The organism is Kluyvera intermedia, from assembly GCF_034424175.1.
In the GTDB taxonomy this organism is placed as follows: Bacteria; Pseudomonadota; Gammaproteobacteria; order Enterobacterales; family Enterobacteriaceae; genus Kluyvera; species Kluyvera intermedia.
In genome coordinates this window covers 2,899,490-2,918,344 of sequence record NZ_CP139986.1, presented here as the reverse complement: position 1 = coordinate 2,918,344, position 18,855 = coordinate 2,899,490, and the positions used below count along the sequence as shown (strand labels likewise).

Below are 18,855 nucleotides of genomic sequence, written 5' to 3'. Positions count from 1 at the left end.
AAGTCTGGAGTACATCCCGGCGGCGCTGCGCTTGGCCGGGCTACACGGCTGTTGAGGTTGTAGCCCGGACGCACAATTCTAAGCCTGCATATTGCAGGCTTTTTTACGCGCACAGTATTAGTTTGCTACCGATAAATCACGCAACTATTCCGCCGCTATTCTTTTACATCTCGTCATTATTTCCCACATATTTCCCTTGTGTTTCCGTTTGGCTTAATGATAATCACTATCACTCACATTTACCTGTCTTTGCAAAAGTTGACGGCGTTTCACATTTAAGGATGTCTGCATGTTTGTTCCGTTTCTCATTATGTTGCGGGAAGGGCTGGAAGCGGCGCTGATTGTTAGCCTGATTGCCAGCTATCTAAAACGTACACAACGCGGACGCTGGATTGGCGTGATGTGGATTGGCGTGATCCTTGCCGCCGCGCTGTGCTTGGGCTTAGGAATTTTTATCAACGAAACTACCGGCGAGTTCCCGCAAAAAGAACAGGAACTGTTTGAAGGATTGGTGGCGGTGATTGCCGTGGTGATCCTCACCTGGATGGTGTTCTGGATGCGTAAAGTTTCCCGCAACGTCAAACAGCAGCTGGAGCAGGCGGTGGATAACGCGCTGCAAAAAGGCAATAACCACGGTTGGGCGCTGGTGATGATGGTTTTCTTCGCCGTGGCGCGTGAAGGGCTGGAGTCGGTGTTCTTCCTGTTAGCGGCGTTCCAGCAGGATGTCGGCATCTGGCCGCCGATAGGCGCATTACTTGGGCTGGCAACGGCAATTGTGCTGGGCTTCATGCTGTATTGGGGCGGGATCCGCCTGAATCTCGGTGTGTTCTTCCGCTGGACCAGTCTGTTTATTTTGCTGGTTGCGGCCGGTCTGGCAGCGGGCGCGATTCGTGCCTTCCACGAAGCCGGCTTGTGGAACGCTTTCCAGGATGTGGCCTTTGATTTAAGCGGCACCCTGACGACACATTCGCTTTTTGGCACGCTGCTGGAAGGCATTTTTGGTTACCAGGAAGCGCCAAGCGTTAGCGAAGTGGCGGTCTATTTCCTGTATTTGATTCCCGCACTGGTGCTGTTTTTCTGGCCGCCGCGCGCAACGACATCAACATCACGTATCGCCCCGTAAGGCTGATAACGGTTGCTTAGTGACAACAAACTTTCTTTAAAAGGGATGGAACATGACCAAGAACTTCCGCCGCAGCGCGTTGCAGACCGGTATCGTCGCACTCTTCTCGACCGCGTTTATGGCACACGCCGCTGATATTCCTCAGGTTAAAGTGACGGTGAACGACAAACAGTGTGAACCGATGTCCCTCACCGTGAACGCGGGTAAAACCCAGTTCATCATCCAGAACCATAGCCAGAAAGCGCTGGAGTGGGAGATCCTCAAAGGGGTGATGGTGGTTGAAGAGCGTGAGAACATTGCGCCGGGCTTCACCCAGAAGATGACTGCTAATCTGCAACCGGGCGAATATGACATGACCTGCGGTCTGCTGACTAACCCGAAAGGTAAGCTGATTGTCAAAGGCGAAGCCACAGCCGATGCAGCGAAAGCCAATGCTCTGTTGGATCTCAGCACGGCAATCACCGCTTATAAAGCTTATGTGGTGGCAGAAACTGCCGAACTGGTCAAAGGCACCAAAGCCTTTACCGACGCGGTGAAAGCGGGCGATATCGAAAAAGCGAAAGCCCTGTACGCGCCAACGCGTCAGCACTATGAGCGTATCGAACCGATTGCCGAGTTGTTCTCTGACCTCGACGGCAGCATTGATGCCCGCGAAGATGACTACGAGCAGAAAGCGGCCGATCCGAAGTTCACCGGTTTCCACCGTCTTGAAAAAGCCCTGTTTGGCGACAACAGCGTTAAAGGCATGGAACACTATGCTGACCAGTTGAACAGTGACGTGCTGGAATTGCAAAAACGCATCGACGAACTGGCCTTCCCGCCATCAAAAGTGGTCGGCGGCGCGGCGGGTCTGATTGAAGAAGTGGCGGCGAGCAAAATCAGCGGTGAAGAAGATCGCTACAGCCATACTGACCTGTGGGACTTCCAGGCCAATATCGATGGCGCGCAGAAAATCGTTAACTTGCTGCGTCCGCAGTTACAAAAAGAGAACAGTGCACTGCTGGCTAAAGTTGACGCTAACTTCAAAAAAGTAGATGCGATTCTGGCGAAATACCGTACCAAAGACGGTTATGAAACCTATGACAAACTGACCGACGCTGACCGCAATGCGCTGAAAGGGCCGATCACCACACTGGCGGAAGATCTGGCGCAACTGCGTGGGATCCTGGGTCTGGACTAAGCACCATGGAAAAGCAGCACACTGATGACCTGAATGAACCGTCACGTCGTCGTTTATTAAAAGGGATCGGCGCGCTGGGAGGCGCGCTGGCTATTGCGGGTGGTTGTCCGGTGGCGCATGCGGCAAAGCCTGGCGGCGCGGTCGCCTCGAATAGCCGGATGGAGACGCAGCCGTTTTACGGTGAGCACCAGGCTGGCGTGTTAACGCCGCAGCAGGCATCGATGATGCTGGTGGCGTTTGACGTGCTGGCGGCCGATAAAACCGACCTTGAGCGTCTGTTCCGTCTGCTGACGCAGCGTATCGCGTTTCTGACCACAGGCGGCCCGGCACCGGATACGCCAAATCCGCGCTTGCCGCCGATGGACTCGGGTATTCTGGGGGCGTACATCGCGCCGGATAACCTGACGATGACGCTATCAGTCGGCGAGTCGTTGTTTGATATGCGCTTTGGGCTGGCGGATAAAGCGCCGAGAAAGTTGCAGAAGATGACGCGCTTTCCCAACGATTCGCTGGATGCCGCGCTGTGTCATGGCGATCTGTTGCTGCAGATTTGCGCCAATACTCAGGACACGGTTATCCATGCACTGCGCGATATTATCAAGCACACGCCTGACCTGCTCAGCGTGCGCTGGAAGCGCGAAGGGTTTATCTCTGACCACGCGGCGCGCAGCAAAGGTAAAGAGACACCGGTCAATCTGCTGGGCTTTAAAGACGGTACTGCTAACCCCGACGGCAGCAATACCTCGCTGATGGACGAAGTGGTGTGGGTGACAGGCGAGCAGGGTGAACCGGCGTGGGCGAAGGGCGGTTCGTATCAGGCGGTGCGGATTATTCAGTTCCACGTCGAGTTCTGGGATCGTACGCCGCTGAAAGAGCAGCAGACGATTTTTGGCCGCGACAAGCACAGCGGTGCGCCGCTTGGCATGAAGCTCGAGCACGATGTGCCGGACTACAGCCGCGACCCGGACGGTGAGGTGATTGCGCTGGATAGCCATATTCGTCTGGCTAACCCCCGCACCAAAGAGACGCAGTCGAGCCTGATGATGCGCCGGGGTTATAGCTACTCACTGGGGGTGACCAACTCCGGCCAGTTGGATATGGGGCTGTTGTTTGTGTGCTATCAGCACGACCTTGAAAAAGGGTTCCTGGCAGTGCAGAAACGACTCAACGGTGAGGCGCTTGAGGAGTACGTGAAGCCGATTGGCGGCGGGTATTTCTTTGTGTTGCCGGGTGTGGTTTCACAGCAGGCTTATTTAGGCAGCACGTTGCTGGAAGCTTGAGCATTCCCGGCGGCGCTGCGCTTGGCCGGGCTACATTTGTACATATTTATATACCGGCGAGTGCATATTGGTAGCCCGGCCAAGCGCAGCGCCGCCGGGTTTATCTGCACATACTCAGAATATCGCCAAAAATCAGCACTTTTTTTCATTTCTCCCCCGATTGATATAAAACTGTCACATAAGTGTCAGATGCTATCTTCAGTGACCATCGTTATAATTATGTAAATATTATGTTGCATAATTTATGTTTTATGATGTAAACATAAAGTAGAGCGGTAGTTCCCGGCAGTGATGCAGTTTCACTATGGAGATCGCGAATGGTAGCGTCCTTGACTGGACTTAGCAGCATCAAAACCCGCACCATCCAGCGCGGAGGCCTCTCCTCCGGCAGCGATTTCGTCACCTTAATTTTTCCCCCATGCAGAATTCAACTTGAAGTAAACGATGTCATGCGCGGTGCGCGTAGCCGCGTATTGGCTTCATTTCGACAGGCAATTGCTATGGCTTACAAGGAAGCCAAACCTCAGACGTTCGTGCGCATAATCGCGCTGTTATTAGCGCGTGTGATGTATACCAACAACTCAAGGTGCTATCCATGGGAAGACAGAAAGCAGTGATCAAAGCTCATCGCGAAGCAAAACGTGTGCTCAGACGGGATTCACGCAGCCACAAACAACGTGAAGAAGAATCGGTCACCTCGCTTGTGCATATGAGTGGTGTGGAAGCTATTGGCATGGCTCGCGACAGTCGCGACGGCTCTGCCATTGCCCCCCGCAATGAAGCTCAGGCCCATTATTTGAATGCTATCGAGAGTAAGCAGCTGATCTTCGCGACTGGCGAAGCGGGCTGTGGCAAAACCTGGCTTTCTGCCGCAAAAGCGGCCGAGGCGCTGATTCATAAGGATGTGAATAAAATCATCGTCACGCGTCCCGTCCTTCAGGCTGATGAAGATTTGGGATTCCTGCCAGGCGACATCTCGGAGAAGTTCGCCCCGTATTTCCGCCCCGTCTATGACGTGCTGGTGAAGCGGCTTGGCTCCTCCTTTATGCAATATTGCCTGCGTCCGGAAATCGGTAAGGTAGAGATCGCGCCGTTCGCCTATATGCGCGGACGTACATTTGAAAATGCCGTGGTCATTCTTGATGAGGCTCAGAATGTCACCGCCGCGCAAATGAAGATGTTTTTAACCCGCCTCGGGGAGAACGTCACGGTTATCGTGAACGGGGATATCACCCAGTGTGATTTACCTCGCGGCGTTCAATCTGGCCTCAGTGATGCCATGGCCCGTTTCGAAGAAGATGAAATGATAGGCATTGTCCGTTTCACCAAAGACGATTGCGTCCGCTCGGCGCTTTGCCAGCGGACGCTGAAAGCCTACGACTGATCGTTATCACCTCTGCAAAGCCCGGGAAACCGGGCTTTGTTATTTCTGGCTGTTGCAAATCCAACAGCCTCAGCGAAAGCGTGTTGCATTTCACACCGCGTCACCCGCATCAATAAATATAACTCATTGAAAGATATCACCTCTCATCCTGGCATAGACTTTGCTATCAACACATATAACCTAACGGCGTAAAGACACAATAATTAATCCCATAAATGGATATGTATAAATATCAATCGGATGATTGTGTCTGGACGTACTGATAAAACCTAAGAGATGACGCTATGCCAGTGACCCAGGACACGCCAGATTATACCCAACACACTCCCCATGCTTATCGTATTACCAGCGATGAAGAGGCCCTCAGCATTGCCCATGAAATTGCCGCTTATCTGCAACCGGGCGCATCGGAGCGCGATCTATCGGGTGTTGTTCCTGCGGAGGTGGTAAATGCCTTCTCGAACAGCGGCCTATGGGGAATAACCGTGCCGCATGAGTTTGGCGGCGCAGAGGTTTCGGCTGCTACGTTGGCAGCAGTTATTGCGATCATTTCCGCGGCTGACCCGGCGCTGGGGCAAATCCCGCAGAATCACTACTGTCTGCTCGAAGATATCCGCTTGCAGGGCAGCGACGAGCAGCGCCGTTTCTTCTTTGAACTGGCGTTGAGCGGTCATCGCTTTGCTAATGCGCTGTCAGAAACCGGCGGCAAGACGGTACAGGATATCCAGACCCGGTTGACACAAACCTCAGAGGGTCTGCGGATTAATGGGCGTAAAGGCTACTGCACCGGCTCTTTGTACGCGCACTGGCTGGGCGTGCTGGCGCTTGACGAAGAGGGACGGGCGCAACTGGCGTTTGTCCCGCGTCATGCGACCGGGTTGACGGTGGTGAACGACTGGGTCTGCCTGGGACAGCGCACAACCTCCAGTGGTACGGTGCTGGTGGATAATCTGCTGGTGGAGCCATTCAATCTGATCCCTAGCTGGAAATCCTATGATACGCCGACGCTCGCCGGGCCCTTTGCTCAGTTGACCACTGCCGCAATAGACGCGGGGATTGCTCGCGCAGCCCTGAATGACACCGTCAGCTTCGTGAACCAGTTTGCGCGTCCGTGGATTGATGCGGGCGTGGAGCGAGCCGGGGATGATCCTCTCACTATCCATCAAATTGGCGTACTCGATAGCCGAATTGCCGCCGCTGATGCGTTATTAGAACAGGCCGGAAAGGTGCTGGATCGTTATAAATATCACCTGACCGAAGAGACCGTAGCGCTGGCATCCCTGGCCGTCGCGCGCGCCAAAATTTTCACCACCGAAGCCGCGCTTGAAGCCGCCTCACGGCTGTTTGAACTGGGTGGAACCCGCTCGACGCATCCACGCTATAACTTCGATCGTCACTGGCGTAATGGCCGGGTTCACACCCTGCATGATCCGGTGCGCTGGAAATACCACCTGCTGGGCAACTGGGTATTGAACGGCAAAGCACCCGCGCGTCACGACTGGAACTAAGGAGTGAGTATGTTCGCGTTTCTTGCCGGTATTGACTGGGGTGATGTAGCGGAAGCGGTAGGGGATACCCTGACCATGTTGGGCTGGGCGCTGGGGTTTACGGTGCTGATTGGACTCCCGCTCGGCGTCATTCTGTACCTGACAGGTCAGCCGCGCCTGCTGTATGCGCCGTTGCTGCATCGGGTACTTTCGCTGTTGGTTAACGTAATGCGTTCGCTGCCTTTCATCATTTTGTTGATTGTGATGATCCCTCTTACCACGCTGATTACCGGTACGTCACTGGGCGTTGAGGGCACGATCCCGCCGCTGGTGGCGGGCTGCGCACCTTTCTTTGCGCGTCTGGTGGAGACATCGCTGCGTGAAGTCGATCATGGGCTGGTAGAGGCCAGTTGGGCGATGGGCGGCAGCACCTGGCAATTGATCTGGTACACCTTACTGCCGGAGTCGCGTTCAGGATTGATTGCGGCGGTGACCGTCACGGCGATTGTGCTGGTGGACTACACCTCGATGGCGGGCGTGATTGGCGGCGGTGGGCTAGGGGATCTGGCGATCCGTTTTGGCTATCAGCGTTTTCAAACCGATGTGATGGCAGTGACGGTGGTACTGCTTATTGCTCTGGTACAGATTTTACAAATGAGCGGTGACCGTCTGGTGCGCCGAATGAGCCGTAAATAAGGATACGATAATGAAAAAAACCATAATTGCTGGGTTACTGGCACTGTTGAGTGCCGCGGCTGTTGCCAATGAAACGCTCGTCGTGGGGGCGACACCGGTTCCGCATGCTGAGATCCTCGAGTTTGTAAAACCGACACTGGCAAAAGAGGGGGATCGACCTCAAAATAAAGGTCTTCAACGATTTTATTCAGCCTAATCAGCAACTGGCCGAAAAGAATCTCGATGCCAACTATTACCAGTATCGCCCGTTCCTGGATGATTATAACAAGACCCGCCACACCGATCTGGTGCCGGTCGTCGGGGTGCATATCGAACCGTTCGGCGCTTACTCGACCAAATATAAAAGTCTTAAAGAACTGCCTGATGGAGCAACCGTTGCGATCCCAAACGATCCGGTGAATACCGGACGGGCGCTGGTGTTGCTGGCTGAGGCGGGGCTGATTACGCTGAAAAACCCGCAAGATCCGCAATCGACCCAGAAGGATATTACCGGGAATCCACATCACTTTAAGATTCGCCCGCTGGAAGGGGCAATGTTAGCGCGCGCGGTGAGCCAGGTGGATCTGTCGTTTATTTTCGCCAACTATGCGCTGGAAGCGGGAATAGATACCGACAAGGCGCTGATTGTTGAAAAAGGTAAGAGTTTGTACGTCGAATATCTGGTAGCGAGGCCGGATAACATTAACGATCCAGGCATTCAAAAGCTGGCGAAAGCGCTGAATTCTGATGCGGTACGCCAGTTCATCCTGACACGATATCAGGGAAAAATCGCCCCGGGGTTTTAGGAGAGTACGGTATGACGCAACATTCTCATATCCAGCTTCGCGATATTAGCAAGGCCTATCCGAACGGGGTGCAGGCGTTAAAGGCTATCAATCTGGAGATTCAGAGCGGGGAGATTTTCGGCATTATCGGCCGTAGTGGGGCCGGGAAATCAACCCTGCTGCGCTTGTTTAACCGTCTGGAGGGTGCTGACAGTGGCGATATTCACATTAACGGCACATCGATAAGCGGTGGGGGGCGTCGGCAACTGCGGGATTTGCGCCGTCGGGTGGCGATGATCTTCCAGCACTTTAATTTACTGTCGACAAAAACGGTAGCCGAGAACGTGGCGCTGCCGCTGCGGATGGCGGGCATTCCTCGCGGTGAACGGCAACGCCGGGTGGACGATATTTTACGGCTGGTAGGGCTTGAGTCGCTGCGAGAGAGCTGGCCATCACAACTCTCCGGTGGACAAAAACAGCGTGCCGGGATTGCCCGCGCGTTGGTCACCCAGCCGGAGATTCTGCTGTGTGATGAGGCAACCTCTGCACTCGACCCGGAAAATACGCTGGCGGTGTTGAGCCTGCTTAAAGAAATTAACCAGCGATTGGGGCTGACGATCATTCTCATCACCCATGAAATGGACGTTATCCGGACGTTGTGCGATCGGGTGGCGGTGCTGGAGAGCGGACGGGTGATTGAACAAGGCGATGTCTGGCGTGTGTTTGGCGATCCACAGCACGAGATAACCCGTGGGATGCTGGGGACGTTACATCATGGTCGCGCGGAATACGGTGAGCAGTTGGCCGTTGGGCAGCAGTTTGTCACGTTGCATTTTAATGGTATGAATGGCATTCGGCCGGATTTACGGGAGATTTCTCGCGTGTTGGGCAGCGGTAGCCAGTTGATTTATAGCAGCTGTGAACCTATTCAGGGACGCGTGGTGGGGCAGTTAAAAATCCGCGTGGATACGCCGCTAACGGCGGAAACGTTGAGACTAGCGGCGGGGGTGGCAGACAGGATTGCGGTGCAGGCGGGTTAGTGCGATGCCCTTCCCGGGGGCGGCGTAAACGCCTTGGCTGGGATACATTCGTGTACAGTGGGTGTAGGTGTTCACCGTATCTATAACTATGCACGAATGTAGCCAGGCCAAGCGAAGCGCCGCCGGGAAATATTGGCTGGATGTTGGCGATCTACAGACGAAAAAAAAGCCCGTACTTGCGTACGAGCTCTTTCTTAAATGTGGCGGTGAGAGAGGGGTTCGAACCCTCGATACGTTGCCGTATACACACTTTCCAGGCGTGCTCCTTCAGCCACTCGGACACCTCACCGTATTGTCTCGCTGCTCACCTTAGGTGGGCAACGGGGCGCTACTATAGGGAGTCGCGCTAAAACGGTCAAGCATAATTTATGCGTTTCGTCTTGTTTGGTTAAGCAATGAACACTGCCCCGGCCTTGATGACCGGGGCGGGTGATTTATCGCTGGGAATCCAACTGCTCGTTATTCTTCACCACATCCTGGGCGCGAGCATAGCTCTCAATCAACAACTGGTAGGCCGGGAATACGTGGGTGTACACCTCGGCCCATTCCGCGGCGTCCGGACGATTCCAGGTACGCTGCAATTCAGACGCGACTGCGGCGGTGTCCATAGGTACCACGCCTGCTTGCGTTACACGCGCCAGCGTAATCTCCTGAGCCATTTTGCTGTAAGTCCCGGAGGCATCTATCACCGCGAAAACTTTATAGCCATCAGCGACGGCGGCAATCGCCGGAAATGCCATGCACACGCTGGTGATCGTCCCGGCAATAATTAACGTTTTACGCCCGGTTGCCTTCACGGCAGCCACAAACTCCGGGTTGTCCCAGGCGTTAATTTCGCCTTTACGTGCAATATAGTGCGCATGCGGTGCATTGGCGTGGATCTCAGGGATCAACGGACCGTTCGGGCCTTGTGGCACCGATGCGGTGGTGATCACCGGTAAACCGGCAAGCGTTGCCATTTTTGCCAGCGCTGCGGCACGAGCACGCAGTTCAGGCATCGGCATATCACCCACGGTCTGGAACAGGCCGCTTTGGTGATCGATGAGCAACATCACCGCGTCGTCGACATTAATGACCGGGCGTGCACCGTTGAAATTAGCGGGAGTAGACATATTCTTCACCTCTTTAAGCGTCAATTTGACCAAAACGGCCGGAGTTAAAATCGCGAATAGCTGCATCGATTTCAGTTTTACTGTTCATCACGAAAGGGCCGTAGCCGACAATCGGTTCATCAATAGGCGCACCGGCGAGTACCAGTACTTTGGCGTCGCTGCTGGCATGCAGATGCACGCGTTGACCCTGCTGGCTCAACACCACGAGCTGCGCCTCCTGAGCCGTTGCGCTACCGTTTACCGTCACGCTGCCTTCCAGCACTACCAGCGCAGTGCTCCAGCCCGCTGGTTGTTCAAAGGAAAACTCGTTGTCCTGTGCGAGCTGCACATCCCAGACGTTCAGCGGTGAGAAGGTGCTCGCCGGGCCGACTGCGTCCTGATAACGGCCTGCGATAACCCGCTGCGAACCGTTGCTCTCGGGCAGACGTACCGTTGGAATGGCTGCCGCCTCAATGCTTTGGTAACCCGGTGCGGTCATTTTGTTTTTGGCTGGAAGATTGACCCAAAGCTGGATCATCTTCAGCTCGCCGCCCCGACGGGCAAATTCCGCCGAGTGAAACTCCTCATGGAGAATGCCCGCACCCGCCGTCATCCACTGCACGTCGCCTGGGCCAATCACGCCGCCTTTACCGGTAGAATCACGATGTTCCACTTCACCGGCGTAGACGATAGTGACGGTCTCAAATCCACGATGGGGATGTTCACCCACACCGCGCTTTGCGCCGTCCGCAGGGAAGTGATGCGGTCCGGCGTAATCCAGCAGCAGGAAAGGGCTTAGGCTTTCACCGTGCGATTGATAAGAAAATAACGAACGAACCGGGAAGCCATCGCCCACCCAATGCGGACGTGGCGCGGTATAAACACCCGTAATCTGTTTCATTTGTTTCCTCCTGCGTAGTGAGCTTTGATGTTTATTAGCTTATATTTGTGGTTAATGTTTCGGTAGATAGCGAAATTGGTACTCACTGTTGCAAAAATAGAACGATGGGGTAGGGATGCAGGATCTTAATGATTTCGCCTGGTTTGTACGGGTGGTGGATAACGGTGGCTTTGCGGCAGCGGGGAGAGCGCTGGATATTCCGAAGTCAAAACTCAGTCGACGTATCGCCCAACTGGAGGAACAGCTTGGCGTGCGACTCATTTATCGGACGACACGCCAGTTCACGGTCACCGAGGTGGGACAAACCTTTTATCAGCACTGTAAGGCGATGCTGATTGAAGCGGAGGCGGCGCAGGAAGCGATTGCCATGCTGCAAGCCGAACCGCGTGGTAGCGTCAGGATCACCTGTCCAGTCACGCTGTTACACGTTCATGTAGGGCCGATGCTGGCACGTTTTATGCTGCGATATCCTGGTGTACAAATTCAGCTGGAAGCCACCAACCGGCGAGTCGATCTGGTGGCTGAAGGGGTTGATATTGCGATTCGCGTCAGGCCTCGCCCGTTCGATGATAGCGATCTGGTGATGCGCGTGTTGGCTGACCGGGGGCACTGTCTGGTGGCCAGTCCGGAGCTTGTGGCTTCATTGGGTAAGCCACAGACACCCGATGAACTGAGTCGCTGGCCGGGGCTAAGCATGGCGGCGGGGAAGCATACCCATCAATGGCGACTCTCTGGCCCAAATAAGGCCAAAGCAGAGGTGCATTTTACTCCGCGGTTTATCACTAACGATATGCTCGCGCTGCGTGAAGCTGCGGTGGCAGGTGTGGGCGTGGTGCAATTACCTCTGTTGATGGCGCGTGAACAACTGGCGGACGGGACGCTGGTACGCGTGCTCGAAGAGTGGGAACCGAAGCGGGAGGTGATCCACGCGGTATTCCCGTCACGCCGGGGATTACTGCCTGCGGTAAGGGCCTTAGTGGATTTTTTGAGTGAAGAGTATGCTCAGATAGTTGAAGAGTAATTTTACACTTTATTTACAATTACGCGCTAAATATGCTATCTCTCATAGCTCGGTTTCTTTGTGGATAGGGTTCATGAGCCAGCAGCAAGTAATGAATACGCGAGATATTCAAATGGCAATCAGCCGGGCACGTACCGAGCAGGTTCTGGAAAAACTGGGCTTTGGTCAGCCGCCTGCGCTCACTGAACATGGGCTAACCCAGCTCTATCAGGCATGGTGTCGTACCGTGCCTTTCGACAATCTCCTTCGGCGCATCCAGGTGGCAAAAGGCGCACACGCTGAACTTCCTGGTTTTATCCCCGATCATTTCTTCGCCAGCTGGCTACGTTATGGTACCGGCGGCACCTGCTGGGCTGGGCATGGTGCGCTGTATGCGTTGTTAAACGCGCTAGGGTTTAGCGTGCAGTTTGGTCTCACGACCATGCGTTCTCCACGCCCGGTTAGCGCCGATTCCCCAGGACACGGCACGCTTTTTGTCCGTCTGGGCGAGACGATGTTTATCGTTGATGCCACGATGCTGCACGATCAGCCTCTCCCGCTGCAAGCGTGGTACTCACCTCATCCGGTCTGGGGAACCCGGGTTCACAGAGATGAGGGCGTCTGGTGCGTTAACTGGAAACCGCTTGGGCGGTCGCGGGTGGATTGCCAGCTACTGGAGATGGATGCGGCAGGGTATGAGTATCCAAAGCGCCATGAACAGAGTCGGGGTAATAGCCGTTTTGATGGCGCAATGCTGATTCGTTTAGCGGGACGGGAGTCCATCACCGGGATTGTTAAGGGGGAGAAAGTCGTACGGGATGTTGCAGGTAAAGAGATCTTCACGTCGCTAACGCATCGTCAGCAGCAAGCGCTGTTGATTGAACGGTTTGGTATTGCAGAAGAGATTGTCGTGCAGTTACCGATGGACGAACGGGAGAAGTAGCCCGGGTGAGCGTACAAGACCTCGGGAAATATTGGCTGGATGTTGGCGGTCTACAGACGAAAAAAAAAAGCCCGTACTTGCGTACGAGCTCTTTCTTAAATGTGGCGGTGAGAGAGGGGTTCGAACCCTCGATACGTTGCCGTATACACACTTTCCAGGCGTGCTCCTTCAGCCACTCGGACACCTCACCGTATTGTCATCACCAGCATTGCTGGGACGAGCGATAATGTAGGGAAAAGGCCTGTCACCGTCAATAAACTTTTTAAAAAAAACGTGCATTTAGACAAACTTCGCGCAACTTGCTTCTTAAACACGCATAAATCGTCTTTTTTGCGATCGCTCTCGCATTTGCCGGGACAGCGAAACGAAATTTGCTATGCTGTTCAATCACAAAAAATCAAAAAATGTGCCGCGGGTTAACTGGCAAGGCGCTTTAAATCAGGAGTCATTATGGAGATCATCTTTTACCATCCTACGTTTGATACCCCGTACTGGATAGCTGAGCTTGGCAAAAAACTGCCGGGGGCAAAAATACGCGCATGGCAACGTGGTGATAATGCCCCCGCTGACTACGCCCTGGTGTGGCATCCTCCTGTTGAAATGCTACAGGGCCGTGACCTGAAGGCTGTTTTTGCATTAGGTGCGGGCGTGGACTCCATTCTCAGTAAACTCAAAGCACATCCTGAAATGCTGGCACAGTCCATTCCGCTGTATCGCCTTGAGGATACCGGGATGGGAAGCCAGATGCAGGAATATGCCGTGAGCCAGGTGCTTCATTGGTTCCGTCGATTCGATGATTACCAGGCGTTGCAGCGCGAAGGCCGTTGGGAGCCGCTGCCAGACTACCCGCACGACACATTCACTATTGGCATCATGGGAGCAGGCGTGCTCGGTTCGAAAGTGGCGCAAAGCTTGCTGGCGTGGGGATTCCCGGTCAGGTGCTGGAGCCGTAGTCGTAAAGAGTGGCCGCAGGTGAAAAGCTTTGCCGGGGAAGGGGAGTTGGCCGATTTCCTGCAACACACCCGGGTGTTGATTAATCTGCTGCCGAATACCGCTGAAACCGTTGGGATTATCAATCAGTCGCTGTTGGCGCAATTGCCGGATAATAGCTATGTGCTGAATCTGGCGCGCGGTGTTCACGTGGTCGAGGATTCTCTGCTGGCGGCACTCGATAGCGGCAAACTGAAAGGCGCAATGTTGGATGTCTTTAGCCGCGAACCGCTGCCAGAGGCAAGCCCGCTGTGGCGTCATCCGCGCGTGACTATCACGCCGCATGTCGCTGCAGTCACTCGCCCACAGGAAGCTATCGCCTATATTTCGCAGAGCATTATGCAGCTTGAGCGCGGCGAAAAGCCGGGCGGTCAGGTCGATCGCGAGCGCGGCTATTGATACACCTGGCTAATAAAAACGAGGCTTTCCTGCTATTCTTGGCATATCACGAGAGAGGAGAATGTGATGTATCCTGTTGACTTACATATGCACACTGTTGCTAGCACGCATGCTTACAGCACGTTGCATGACTATATTGCCGCGGCAAAGCATAAAGGAATAAAGCTTTTCGCGATAACCGATCACGGCCCGGATATGGCCGATGCCCCGCATTACTGGCATTTTGTGAATATGCGTATCTGGCCGCGAATGGTCGATGGGGTGGGGATCCTGCGCGGGATTGAGTCGAACATTAAAAATATCGACGGTGAAATTGACTGCACCGGGCCGATGCTCACCTCGCTCGATTTTATCATTGCGGGCTTCCATGAGCCGGTCTTTGCGCCACAGGACAAAGAGACCCACACGCAGGCCATGATTGCGGCGATGGCAAGCGGAAACGTGCATATGATAAGCCATCCCGGTAACCCTAAATTCCCGGTTGATATCCCGGCTATAGCCGCAGCAGCGGCGAAATATCATGTGGCGCTGGAAATCAATAATTCCTCTTTTGTCAGCTCGCGCATTGGCAGTGAACATAACTGCCAGGCGATTGCTGCCGCTGTCCGCGATGCTGGCGGCTGGCTGGCGCTGGGCTCGGATTCTCATACCGCCTTCACACTGGGTGAATTTACCGAGTGCCAAAAGATCCTTGATGCGGTGGACTTCCCGCAGGAGCGGATCTTAAACGTCACGCCGCGTCGTTTTCTTAATTTCCTCGAGTCGCGCGGAATGCCGCCGATTCGTGAATTTGCTGAACTTTAATGACTAACTGGATTAACCCATGAACGAGTTTTCAATCATCTGTCGTGCGCTTGGCTCGCTGTATTATCGTCAACCGCAAGACCCGCTGCTGGTTCCGCTGTTTACCCTGATCCGCGAAGGCAAGCTGGCGGCTAACTGGCCTCTGGAGCAGGATGAACTGCTGGTCCGTCTGCAAAAAAGCTGTGATATTGGGCAAATTGCCGCTGACTATAATGCCCTGTTTGTCGGTGCGGAATGCAGCGTGCCACCGGTGCGCAGCGCGTGGGTTGAGGGGGCAACGGAAGCTGAGGTTCGCGCCTTCCTGACCGAATGCGGTATGCCATTGGGCGAGAATCCAGCGGATCAGATAGGGACACTGCTGCTGGCTGCCTCCTGGCTTGAGGACAATGCTGTTGAAGATGATGACGCGCTGGAAGTGCTGTTTGATGAGTATATTCTGCCTTGGGTGGGAACTTTCCTTGGCAAACTCGAAGCGCATGCCACGACCACTTTCTGGCGTACCATGGCGACGCTGACGCGCGAAGCGCTCTCCGCGATGTACGATGAGTTACAGGAAACTGACGAAGAGTGATGCAAGTCACAAAATCAATGTAACTGAAATGTATTTGATGAGCATAATGTGCTCGTGATCTCATCAAATTGGCGGGCATCTGCTAAGATGCCCGCCATGAACGTTATCTTAGCTATCGCAATCACAACAGGTCTCCTCTCCGGCATTTGGGGATGGGTCGCTGTCTCTCTTGGTTTATTGAGCTGGGCTGGATTTTTAGGCTGCACGGCTTATTTCGCCTGTCCGACTGGTGGTCTTAAAGGCCTGGCAATTTCTGGCAGCACAACGCTGAGCGGTGTTATCTGGGCACTGGTGATTATCTACGGCAGCGCCTTAGCGCCACATCTGGAAATCGTCAGCTACGTTATGACGGGCATCGTGGCATTTTTAATGTGTATTCAGGCACGTCAACGACTGCTGGCCTTTGTTCCTGGTACCTTCATCGGTGCGTGCGCGACGTTTGCCGGGCAGGGAGACTGGAAGCTGGTGGTGCCATCATTGCTGGTGGGGCTTGTGTTTGGTTATGCGATGAAGAATAGCGGCTTATGGCTGGCGAATCGCAAAGCGAAAAGTCAGCTTGTGGATGAGTCAGCGTTGTAAAGCCGATTAGTTAAAAAAAGGCGGTAGGTTAAGAACCTGCCGCCTTTTTTTATCGTTCACGGCTAGCGCTTAAAATTATCATTTGCCCATGATACGGCTTGGGTACGGTTTTTCACCGCAATCTTCTTGAAAAGATGGTACAGATGGGTTTTCACCGTGCTTTCACTGATAAACAAAGATTGGGCAATTTCAATGTTGGAGGCGCCAATGCGTAGCTTATTCAGAATCTCTTTCTCGCGATAGGTCAAAATGGTGCTTTCAGAGTTGTCATAACGATAGTTCCCTGAATGCATAATCAGATAGCTGGCCAACTTGCGGGAAAAGTAGCATTCTCCTTCCATTACTTTTTCCAGCCCTTTGATCAGGAAGTGTTCTTCATCGTGTACATGGAAAATGCCGCAGATATGCGGCCAGGATTTAATTTCTGAAAAGGCATAATCTGCCGGGGTATTGAAAAGTAGCACCTTCACGCCGCTTTTTATTTTGCACAATTCTTCCTGCCATCCCTTAACCAGCCGCCGGTCAGTTTCAATCATATCGAAAAGAATAATTCCACTCGCTATGGTCTCAAGGTTAAATTGATGAATATTAATAATTTTAACATCCATTTTTAGCTGTTTTTTTAGATTTTGAGACAGTGCGCTGGATTGAAGCGAAGGCCGGGTGATGAGGAAAAGAGTCTGGTTCGAAAGGTTGAGCTCTTTTGGCATGATGAGACCCCATTTTTTTAACAGCAGCAAATAGCATAAAATCATCAGGTTAAGCGCGGCTGAAAAGTGGTTGCGGTGTTGTTAAAAGGTTACCAATATAGGAATAATAACAAGTTACACTTAATTTAAAATTTAGTCGTTCGGGCTTTTAAAGCAAGAAATAATCGCGAAACTGGATGTAAAAATAAATTACAAGTTGTAAAAGTTGTAAATTTCTAGAAGTTAAAATGCAAGGCGTCAATTATCAGGTAATGACTCCAACTTATTGATAGTGTTTTATGTTCAGATAATGCCCGATGACTTTGTCATGCAGCTCCACCGATTTTGAGAACGACAGCGACTTCCGTCCCAGCCGTGCCAGGTGCTGCCTCAGATTCAGGTTATGCCGCTCAATTCGCTGCGTATATCGCTTGCTGATTACGTGCAGCTTTCCCTTCAGGCGGGATTCATACAGCGGCCAGCCATCCGTCATCCATATCACCACGTCAAAGGGTGACAGCAGTCTCATAAGACGCCCCAGCGTCGCCATAGTGCGTTCACCGAATACGTGCGCAACAACCGTCTTCCGGAGCCTGTCATACGCGTAAAACAGCCAGCGCTGGCGCGATTTAGCCCCGACGTATCCCCACTGTTCGTCCATTTCCGCGCAGACGATGACGTCACTGCCCGGCTGTATGCGCGAGGTTACCGACTGCGGCCTGAGTTTTTTAAATGGCGGAAAATCGTGTTGAGGCCAACGCCCATAATGCGGGCGGTTGCCCGGCATCCAACGCCATTCATGGCCATATCAATGATTTTCTGGTGCGTACCGGGTTGAGAAGCGGTGTAAGTGAACTGCAGTTGCCATGTTTTACGGCAGTGAGAGCAGAGATAGCGCTGATGTCCGGCAGTGCTTTTGCCGTTACGCACCACCCCGTCAGTAGCTGAACAGGAGGGACAGCTGATAGAAACAGAAGCCACTGGAGCACCTCAAAAACACCATCATACACTAAATCAGTAAGTTGGCAGCATCACCCAATTATCATACATATATTTGTTTAAATATAATGTCATTAATAACAAGATATTATGTTTTGTTTTTTAGGAGCATATCAGTTTTTTTGAATGATGGTGTTGGGAGATGTTAAGGAGAAGGCACACCATGGCTGAATTCCCCTACCAATAATTGGTCCTTCTGTTACTACCTCGCAGACGTTTCTCACTAACCTAAATTTTAATACTTAAGTCTGAGTAGTGGGAAATTAATCATACTTTCTATTGAGAAAATCATGTCTGAATAACAGGCTGACACATTCTTTATGGCTGTAACCCGAGCGCGATGGCTTTTTGGTGTCGTATTGATATGAAAAATATATGTATTCAAGATAATAAATTGATGCTAATTATCTGAAATTACTCTATAAAAAGGTTTTGCGGAAAGTATTTTTACGCACTAATGTAATCAAAATGTTTACGAAATGTATACTCATTATGGGTTCAACATACAGGCCCTCCCTTAAATAAGGAGAGGCCCCGGCTAAACGGGGAGTTGCCATGCAAACATTATCTCGCCTTCCGCTCTATCTTTCTTCGTTACTGGTACTGTATAGCGCTGATACGCTTGCCGTCGCTGACGGTATTATCCATTTTCGTGGGCAAATTGTTGAGTCACCGTGTGTTTATAACCAGCCATCTCAGCAAAATCTCAGCTTGAACTGCTATGAAAACCAACGCCATACGGAACACGTTATCCCACTCAATGCTTTGCTGGAAGGGCGGCCTGTAGTCAATGACAGAAGCACTGCGCAGTTAAAGTGGATAAGCAAAGAACAAAATATGGCCATCTTGCAGGTTGAGTATAAATAGTCGGAAACGAAATTGCGGTCTGCGTTGTCTATGGTAGACAATAGGGCAGTCTTAGTCAGAGGATTGTG

The 18,855-nt window shown here is 52.8% G+C and carries 19 protein-coding genes, 2 tRNA genes and 1 pseudogene; 16 read left to right on the top strand and 6 right to left on the bottom strand.

The window, feature by feature from the left end:
- Nucleotides 1-289: 289 nt before the first annotated feature.
- The 9 genes and pseudogenes from efeU (at nt 290) to U0026_RS14150 (ending at nt 8,954) form a co-directional block, all read left to right on the top strand.
- Nucleotides 290-1,123 carry an iron uptake transporter permease EfeU gene (gene efeU / locus U0026_RS14190; RefSeq protein WP_062779749.1) on the top strand — a complete coding sequence of 278 codons (834 nt, stop codon included), beginning with the start codon at nt 290-292 and terminating at the stop codon, nt 1,121-1,123.
- 52 nt (nt 1,124-1,175) lie between these two features.
- Nucleotides 1,176-2,303 (top strand): iron uptake system protein EfeO, encoded by a 1,128-nt coding sequence (gene efeO, locus U0026_RS14185; protein ID WP_062779751.1) that lies wholly within the window; start codon nt 1,176-1,178, stop codon nt 2,301-2,303.
- 5 nt (nt 2,304-2,308) lie between these two features.
- Nucleotides 2,309-3,583 carry an iron uptake transporter deferrochelatase/peroxidase subunit gene (gene efeB / locus U0026_RS14180; protein WP_062779753.1) on the top strand — a complete coding sequence of 425 codons (1,275 nt, stop codon included), beginning with the start codon at nt 2,309-2,311 and terminating at the stop codon, nt 3,581-3,583.
- A gap of 317 nt (nt 3,584-3,900) precedes the next feature.
- Nucleotides 3,901-4,200 carry a hypothetical protein gene (locus U0026_RS14175; protein WP_062779754.1) on the top strand — a complete coding sequence of 100 codons (300 nt, stop codon included), beginning with the start codon at nt 3,901-3,903 and terminating at the stop codon, nt 4,198-4,200.
- Nucleotides 4,179-4,967, top strand: coding sequence for a phosphate starvation-inducible protein PhoH (gene phoH, locus U0026_RS14170; protein ID WP_062779756.1), 789 nt, complete (start codon nt 4,179-4,181; stop codon nt 4,965-4,967). Before U0026_RS14175 ends, phoH begins: the two co-directional genes overlap by 22 nt.
- Before the next feature lie 284 nt (nt 4,968-5,251).
- Nucleotides 5,252-6,475: an SfnB family sulfur acquisition oxidoreductase gene (locus tag U0026_RS14165; protein ID WP_062779757.1), complete on the top strand. Its 1,224-nt coding sequence runs from the start codon at nt 5,252-5,254 to the stop codon at nt 6,473-6,475.
- A gap of 9 nt (nt 6,476-6,484) precedes the next feature.
- Nucleotides 6,485-7,150 (top strand): methionine ABC transporter permease, encoded by a 666-nt coding sequence (locus U0026_RS14160; protein WP_062779759.1) that lies wholly within the window; start codon nt 6,485-6,487, stop codon nt 7,148-7,150.
- Nucleotides 7,151-7,160: 10 nt separating this feature from the next.
- Nucleotides 7,161-7,935, top strand: a pseudogene (locus U0026_RS14155) (MetQ/NlpA family ABC transporter substrate-binding protein).
- A gap of 11 nt (nt 7,936-7,946) precedes the next feature.
- Entirely contained in the window at nt 7,947-8,954 is a 1,008-nt protein-coding gene (locus U0026_RS14150) for a methionine ABC transporter ATP-binding protein (RefSeq protein WP_062779761.1), read from the top strand.
- Between the two features lie 201 nt (nt 8,955-9,155).
- Here the strand turns inward: U0026_RS14150 and U0026_RS14145 are convergent.
- The 3 genes from U0026_RS14145 to U0026_RS14135 form a co-directional block, all read right to left on the bottom strand.
- Nucleotides 9,156-9,243, bottom strand: a tRNA-Ser gene (locus tag U0026_RS14145).
- Nucleotides 9,244-9,388: 145 nt separating this feature from the next.
- A complete protein-coding gene (locus tag U0026_RS14140) occupies nt 9,389-10,066 on the bottom strand; it encodes an isochorismatase family protein (RefSeq protein ID WP_062779872.1) in 678 nt (225 codons plus the stop codon).
- 13 nt (nt 10,067-10,079) lie between these two features.
- Entirely contained in the window at nt 10,080-10,946 is an 867-nt protein-coding gene (locus tag U0026_RS14135; protein WP_062779873.1) for a pirin family protein, read from the bottom strand.
- A gap of 115 nt (nt 10,947-11,061) precedes the next feature.
- Here U0026_RS14135 and U0026_RS14130 point away from each other — a divergent pair, with 115 nt between their 5' ends.
- Both U0026_RS14130 and U0026_RS14125 read left to right on the top strand, forming a co-directional pair.
- A complete protein-coding gene (locus U0026_RS14130) occupies nt 11,062-11,967 on the top strand; it encodes a LysR family transcriptional regulator (protein ID WP_062779875.1) in 906 nt (301 codons plus the stop codon).
- A 73-nt stretch (nt 11,968-12,040) separates the two neighbouring features.
- Complete coding sequence (locus U0026_RS14125) at nt 12,041-12,889, top strand: arylamine N-acetyltransferase family protein (protein ID WP_228552156.1); 849 nt, start codon at nt 12,041-12,043, stop codon at nt 12,887-12,889.
- Between the two features lie 102 nt (nt 12,890-12,991).
- Here U0026_RS14125 and U0026_RS14120 read toward each other — a convergent pair.
- Nucleotides 12,992-13,079, bottom strand: a tRNA-Ser gene (locus U0026_RS14120).
- 260 nt (nt 13,080-13,339) lie between these two features.
- Here U0026_RS14120 and ghrA point away from each other — a divergent pair.
- From ghrA to U0026_RS14100, 4 genes are all read left to right on the top strand, one after another.
- On the top strand, nt 13,340-14,278 hold the full coding sequence (gene ghrA, locus U0026_RS14115; RefSeq protein WP_062779848.1) for a glyoxylate/hydroxypyruvate reductase GhrA: 939 nt from the start codon (nt 13,340-13,342) through the stop codon (nt 14,276-14,278).
- A gap of 66 nt (nt 14,279-14,344) precedes the next feature.
- The gene (locus tag U0026_RS14110) at nt 14,345-15,082 is read left to right on the top strand and encodes a phosphatase (RefSeq protein ID WP_062779850.1); all 738 of its coding nucleotides are present in this window, start codon (nt 14,345-14,347) and stop codon (nt 15,080-15,082) included.
- Nucleotides 15,083-15,101: 19 nt separating this feature from the next.
- Nucleotides 15,102-15,653, top strand: coding sequence for a TorD/DmsD family molecular chaperone (locus U0026_RS14105; RefSeq protein WP_062779852.1), 552 nt, complete (start codon nt 15,102-15,104; stop codon nt 15,651-15,653).
- A gap of 96 nt (nt 15,654-15,749) precedes the next feature.
- Complete coding sequence (locus U0026_RS14100) at nt 15,750-16,232, top strand: DUF1097 domain-containing protein (RefSeq protein WP_062779854.1); 483 nt, start codon at nt 15,750-15,752, stop codon at nt 16,230-16,232.
- Nucleotides 16,233-16,294: 62 nt separating this feature from the next.
- Here U0026_RS14100 and csgD read toward each other — a convergent pair whose 3' ends face one another.
- Nucleotides 16,295-16,942: a biofilm master transcriptional regulator CsgD gene (csgD, locus tag U0026_RS14095; RefSeq protein WP_062779856.1), complete on the bottom strand. Its 648-nt coding sequence runs from the start codon at nt 16,940-16,942 to the stop codon at nt 16,295-16,297.
- Nucleotides 16,943-17,204: 262 nt separating this feature from the next.
- Nucleotides 17,205-17,902 (bottom strand): IS1-like element IS1B family transposase gene (locus U0026_RS14090; RefSeq protein ID WP_223364178.1). Its coding sequence is split into 2 segments (ribosomal slippage): nt 17,205-17,653 and nt 17,653-17,902, totalling 699 coding nucleotides; the frame shifts between segments, so codons are not numbered across the junction.
- Nucleotides 17,903-18,475: 573 nt separating this feature from the next.
- On the opposite strand from U0026_RS14090, the gene U0026_RS14085 reads away from it, so the two are divergent.
- A complete protein-coding gene (locus U0026_RS14085; protein ID WP_062777975.1) occupies nt 18,476-18,787 on the top strand; it encodes a hypothetical protein in 312 nt (103 codons plus the stop codon).
- The last annotated feature ends 68 nt before the right edge of the window (nt 18,788-18,855 follow it).

Excerpts from the sequence above, each read along its gene's own strand:
- efeU (WP_062779749.1), top strand. The coding sequence starts at position 290 with ATGTTTGTTCCGTTTCTCATTATGTTGCGGGAAGGGCTGGAAGCGGCG.
- efeO (WP_062779751.1), top strand. The coding sequence starts at position 1,176 with ATGACCAAGAACTTCCGCCGCAGCGCGTTGCAGACCGGTATCGTCGCA.
- efeB (WP_062779753.1), top strand. The coding sequence starts at position 2,309 with ATGGAAAAGCAGCACACTGATGACCTGAATGAACCGTCACGTCGTCGT.
- U0026_RS14175 (WP_062779754.1), top strand. The coding sequence starts at position 3,901 with ATGGTAGCGTCCTTGACTGGACTTAGCAGCATCAAAACCCGCACCATC.
- phoH (WP_062779756.1), top strand. The coding sequence starts at position 4,179 with ATGGGAAGACAGAAAGCAGTGATCAAAGCTCATCGCGAAGCAAAACGT.
- U0026_RS14165 (WP_062779757.1), top strand. The coding sequence starts at position 5,252 with ATGCCAGTGACCCAGGACACGCCAGATTATACCCAACACACTCCCCAT.
- U0026_RS14160 (WP_062779759.1), top strand. The coding sequence starts at position 6,485 with ATGTTCGCGTTTCTTGCCGGTATTGACTGGGGTGATGTAGCGGAAGCG.
- U0026_RS14150 (WP_062779761.1), top strand. The coding sequence starts at position 7,947 with ATGACGCAACATTCTCATATCCAGCTTCGCGATATTAGCAAGGCCTAT.
- U0026_RS14140 (WP_062779872.1), bottom strand. The coding sequence starts at position 10,066 with ATGTCTACTCCCGCTAATTTCAACGGTGCACGCCCGGTCATTAATGTC.
- U0026_RS14135 (WP_062779873.1), bottom strand. The coding sequence starts at position 10,946 with ATGAAACAGATTACGGGTGTTTATACCGCGCCACGTCCGCATTGGGTG.
- U0026_RS14130 (WP_062779875.1), top strand. The coding sequence starts at position 11,062 with ATGCAGGATCTTAATGATTTCGCCTGGTTTGTACGGGTGGTGGATAAC.
- U0026_RS14125 (WP_228552156.1), top strand. The coding sequence starts at position 12,041 with ATGAGCCAGCAGCAAGTAATGAATACGCGAGATATTCAAATGGCAATC.
- ghrA (WP_062779848.1), top strand. The coding sequence starts at position 13,340 with ATGGAGATCATCTTTTACCATCCTACGTTTGATACCCCGTACTGGATA.
- U0026_RS14110 (WP_062779850.1), top strand. The coding sequence starts at position 14,345 with ATGTATCCTGTTGACTTACATATGCACACTGTTGCTAGCACGCATGCT.
- U0026_RS14105 (WP_062779852.1), top strand. The coding sequence starts at position 15,102 with ATGAACGAGTTTTCAATCATCTGTCGTGCGCTTGGCTCGCTGTATTAT.
- U0026_RS14100 (WP_062779854.1), top strand. The coding sequence starts at position 15,750 with ATGAACGTTATCTTAGCTATCGCAATCACAACAGGTCTCCTCTCCGGC.
- csgD (WP_062779856.1), bottom strand. The coding sequence starts at position 16,942 with ATGCCAAAAGAGCTCAACCTTTCGAACCAGACTCTTTTCCTCATCACC.
- U0026_RS14085 (WP_062777975.1), top strand. The coding sequence starts at position 18,476 with ATGCAAACATTATCTCGCCTTCCGCTCTATCTTTCTTCGTTACTGGTA.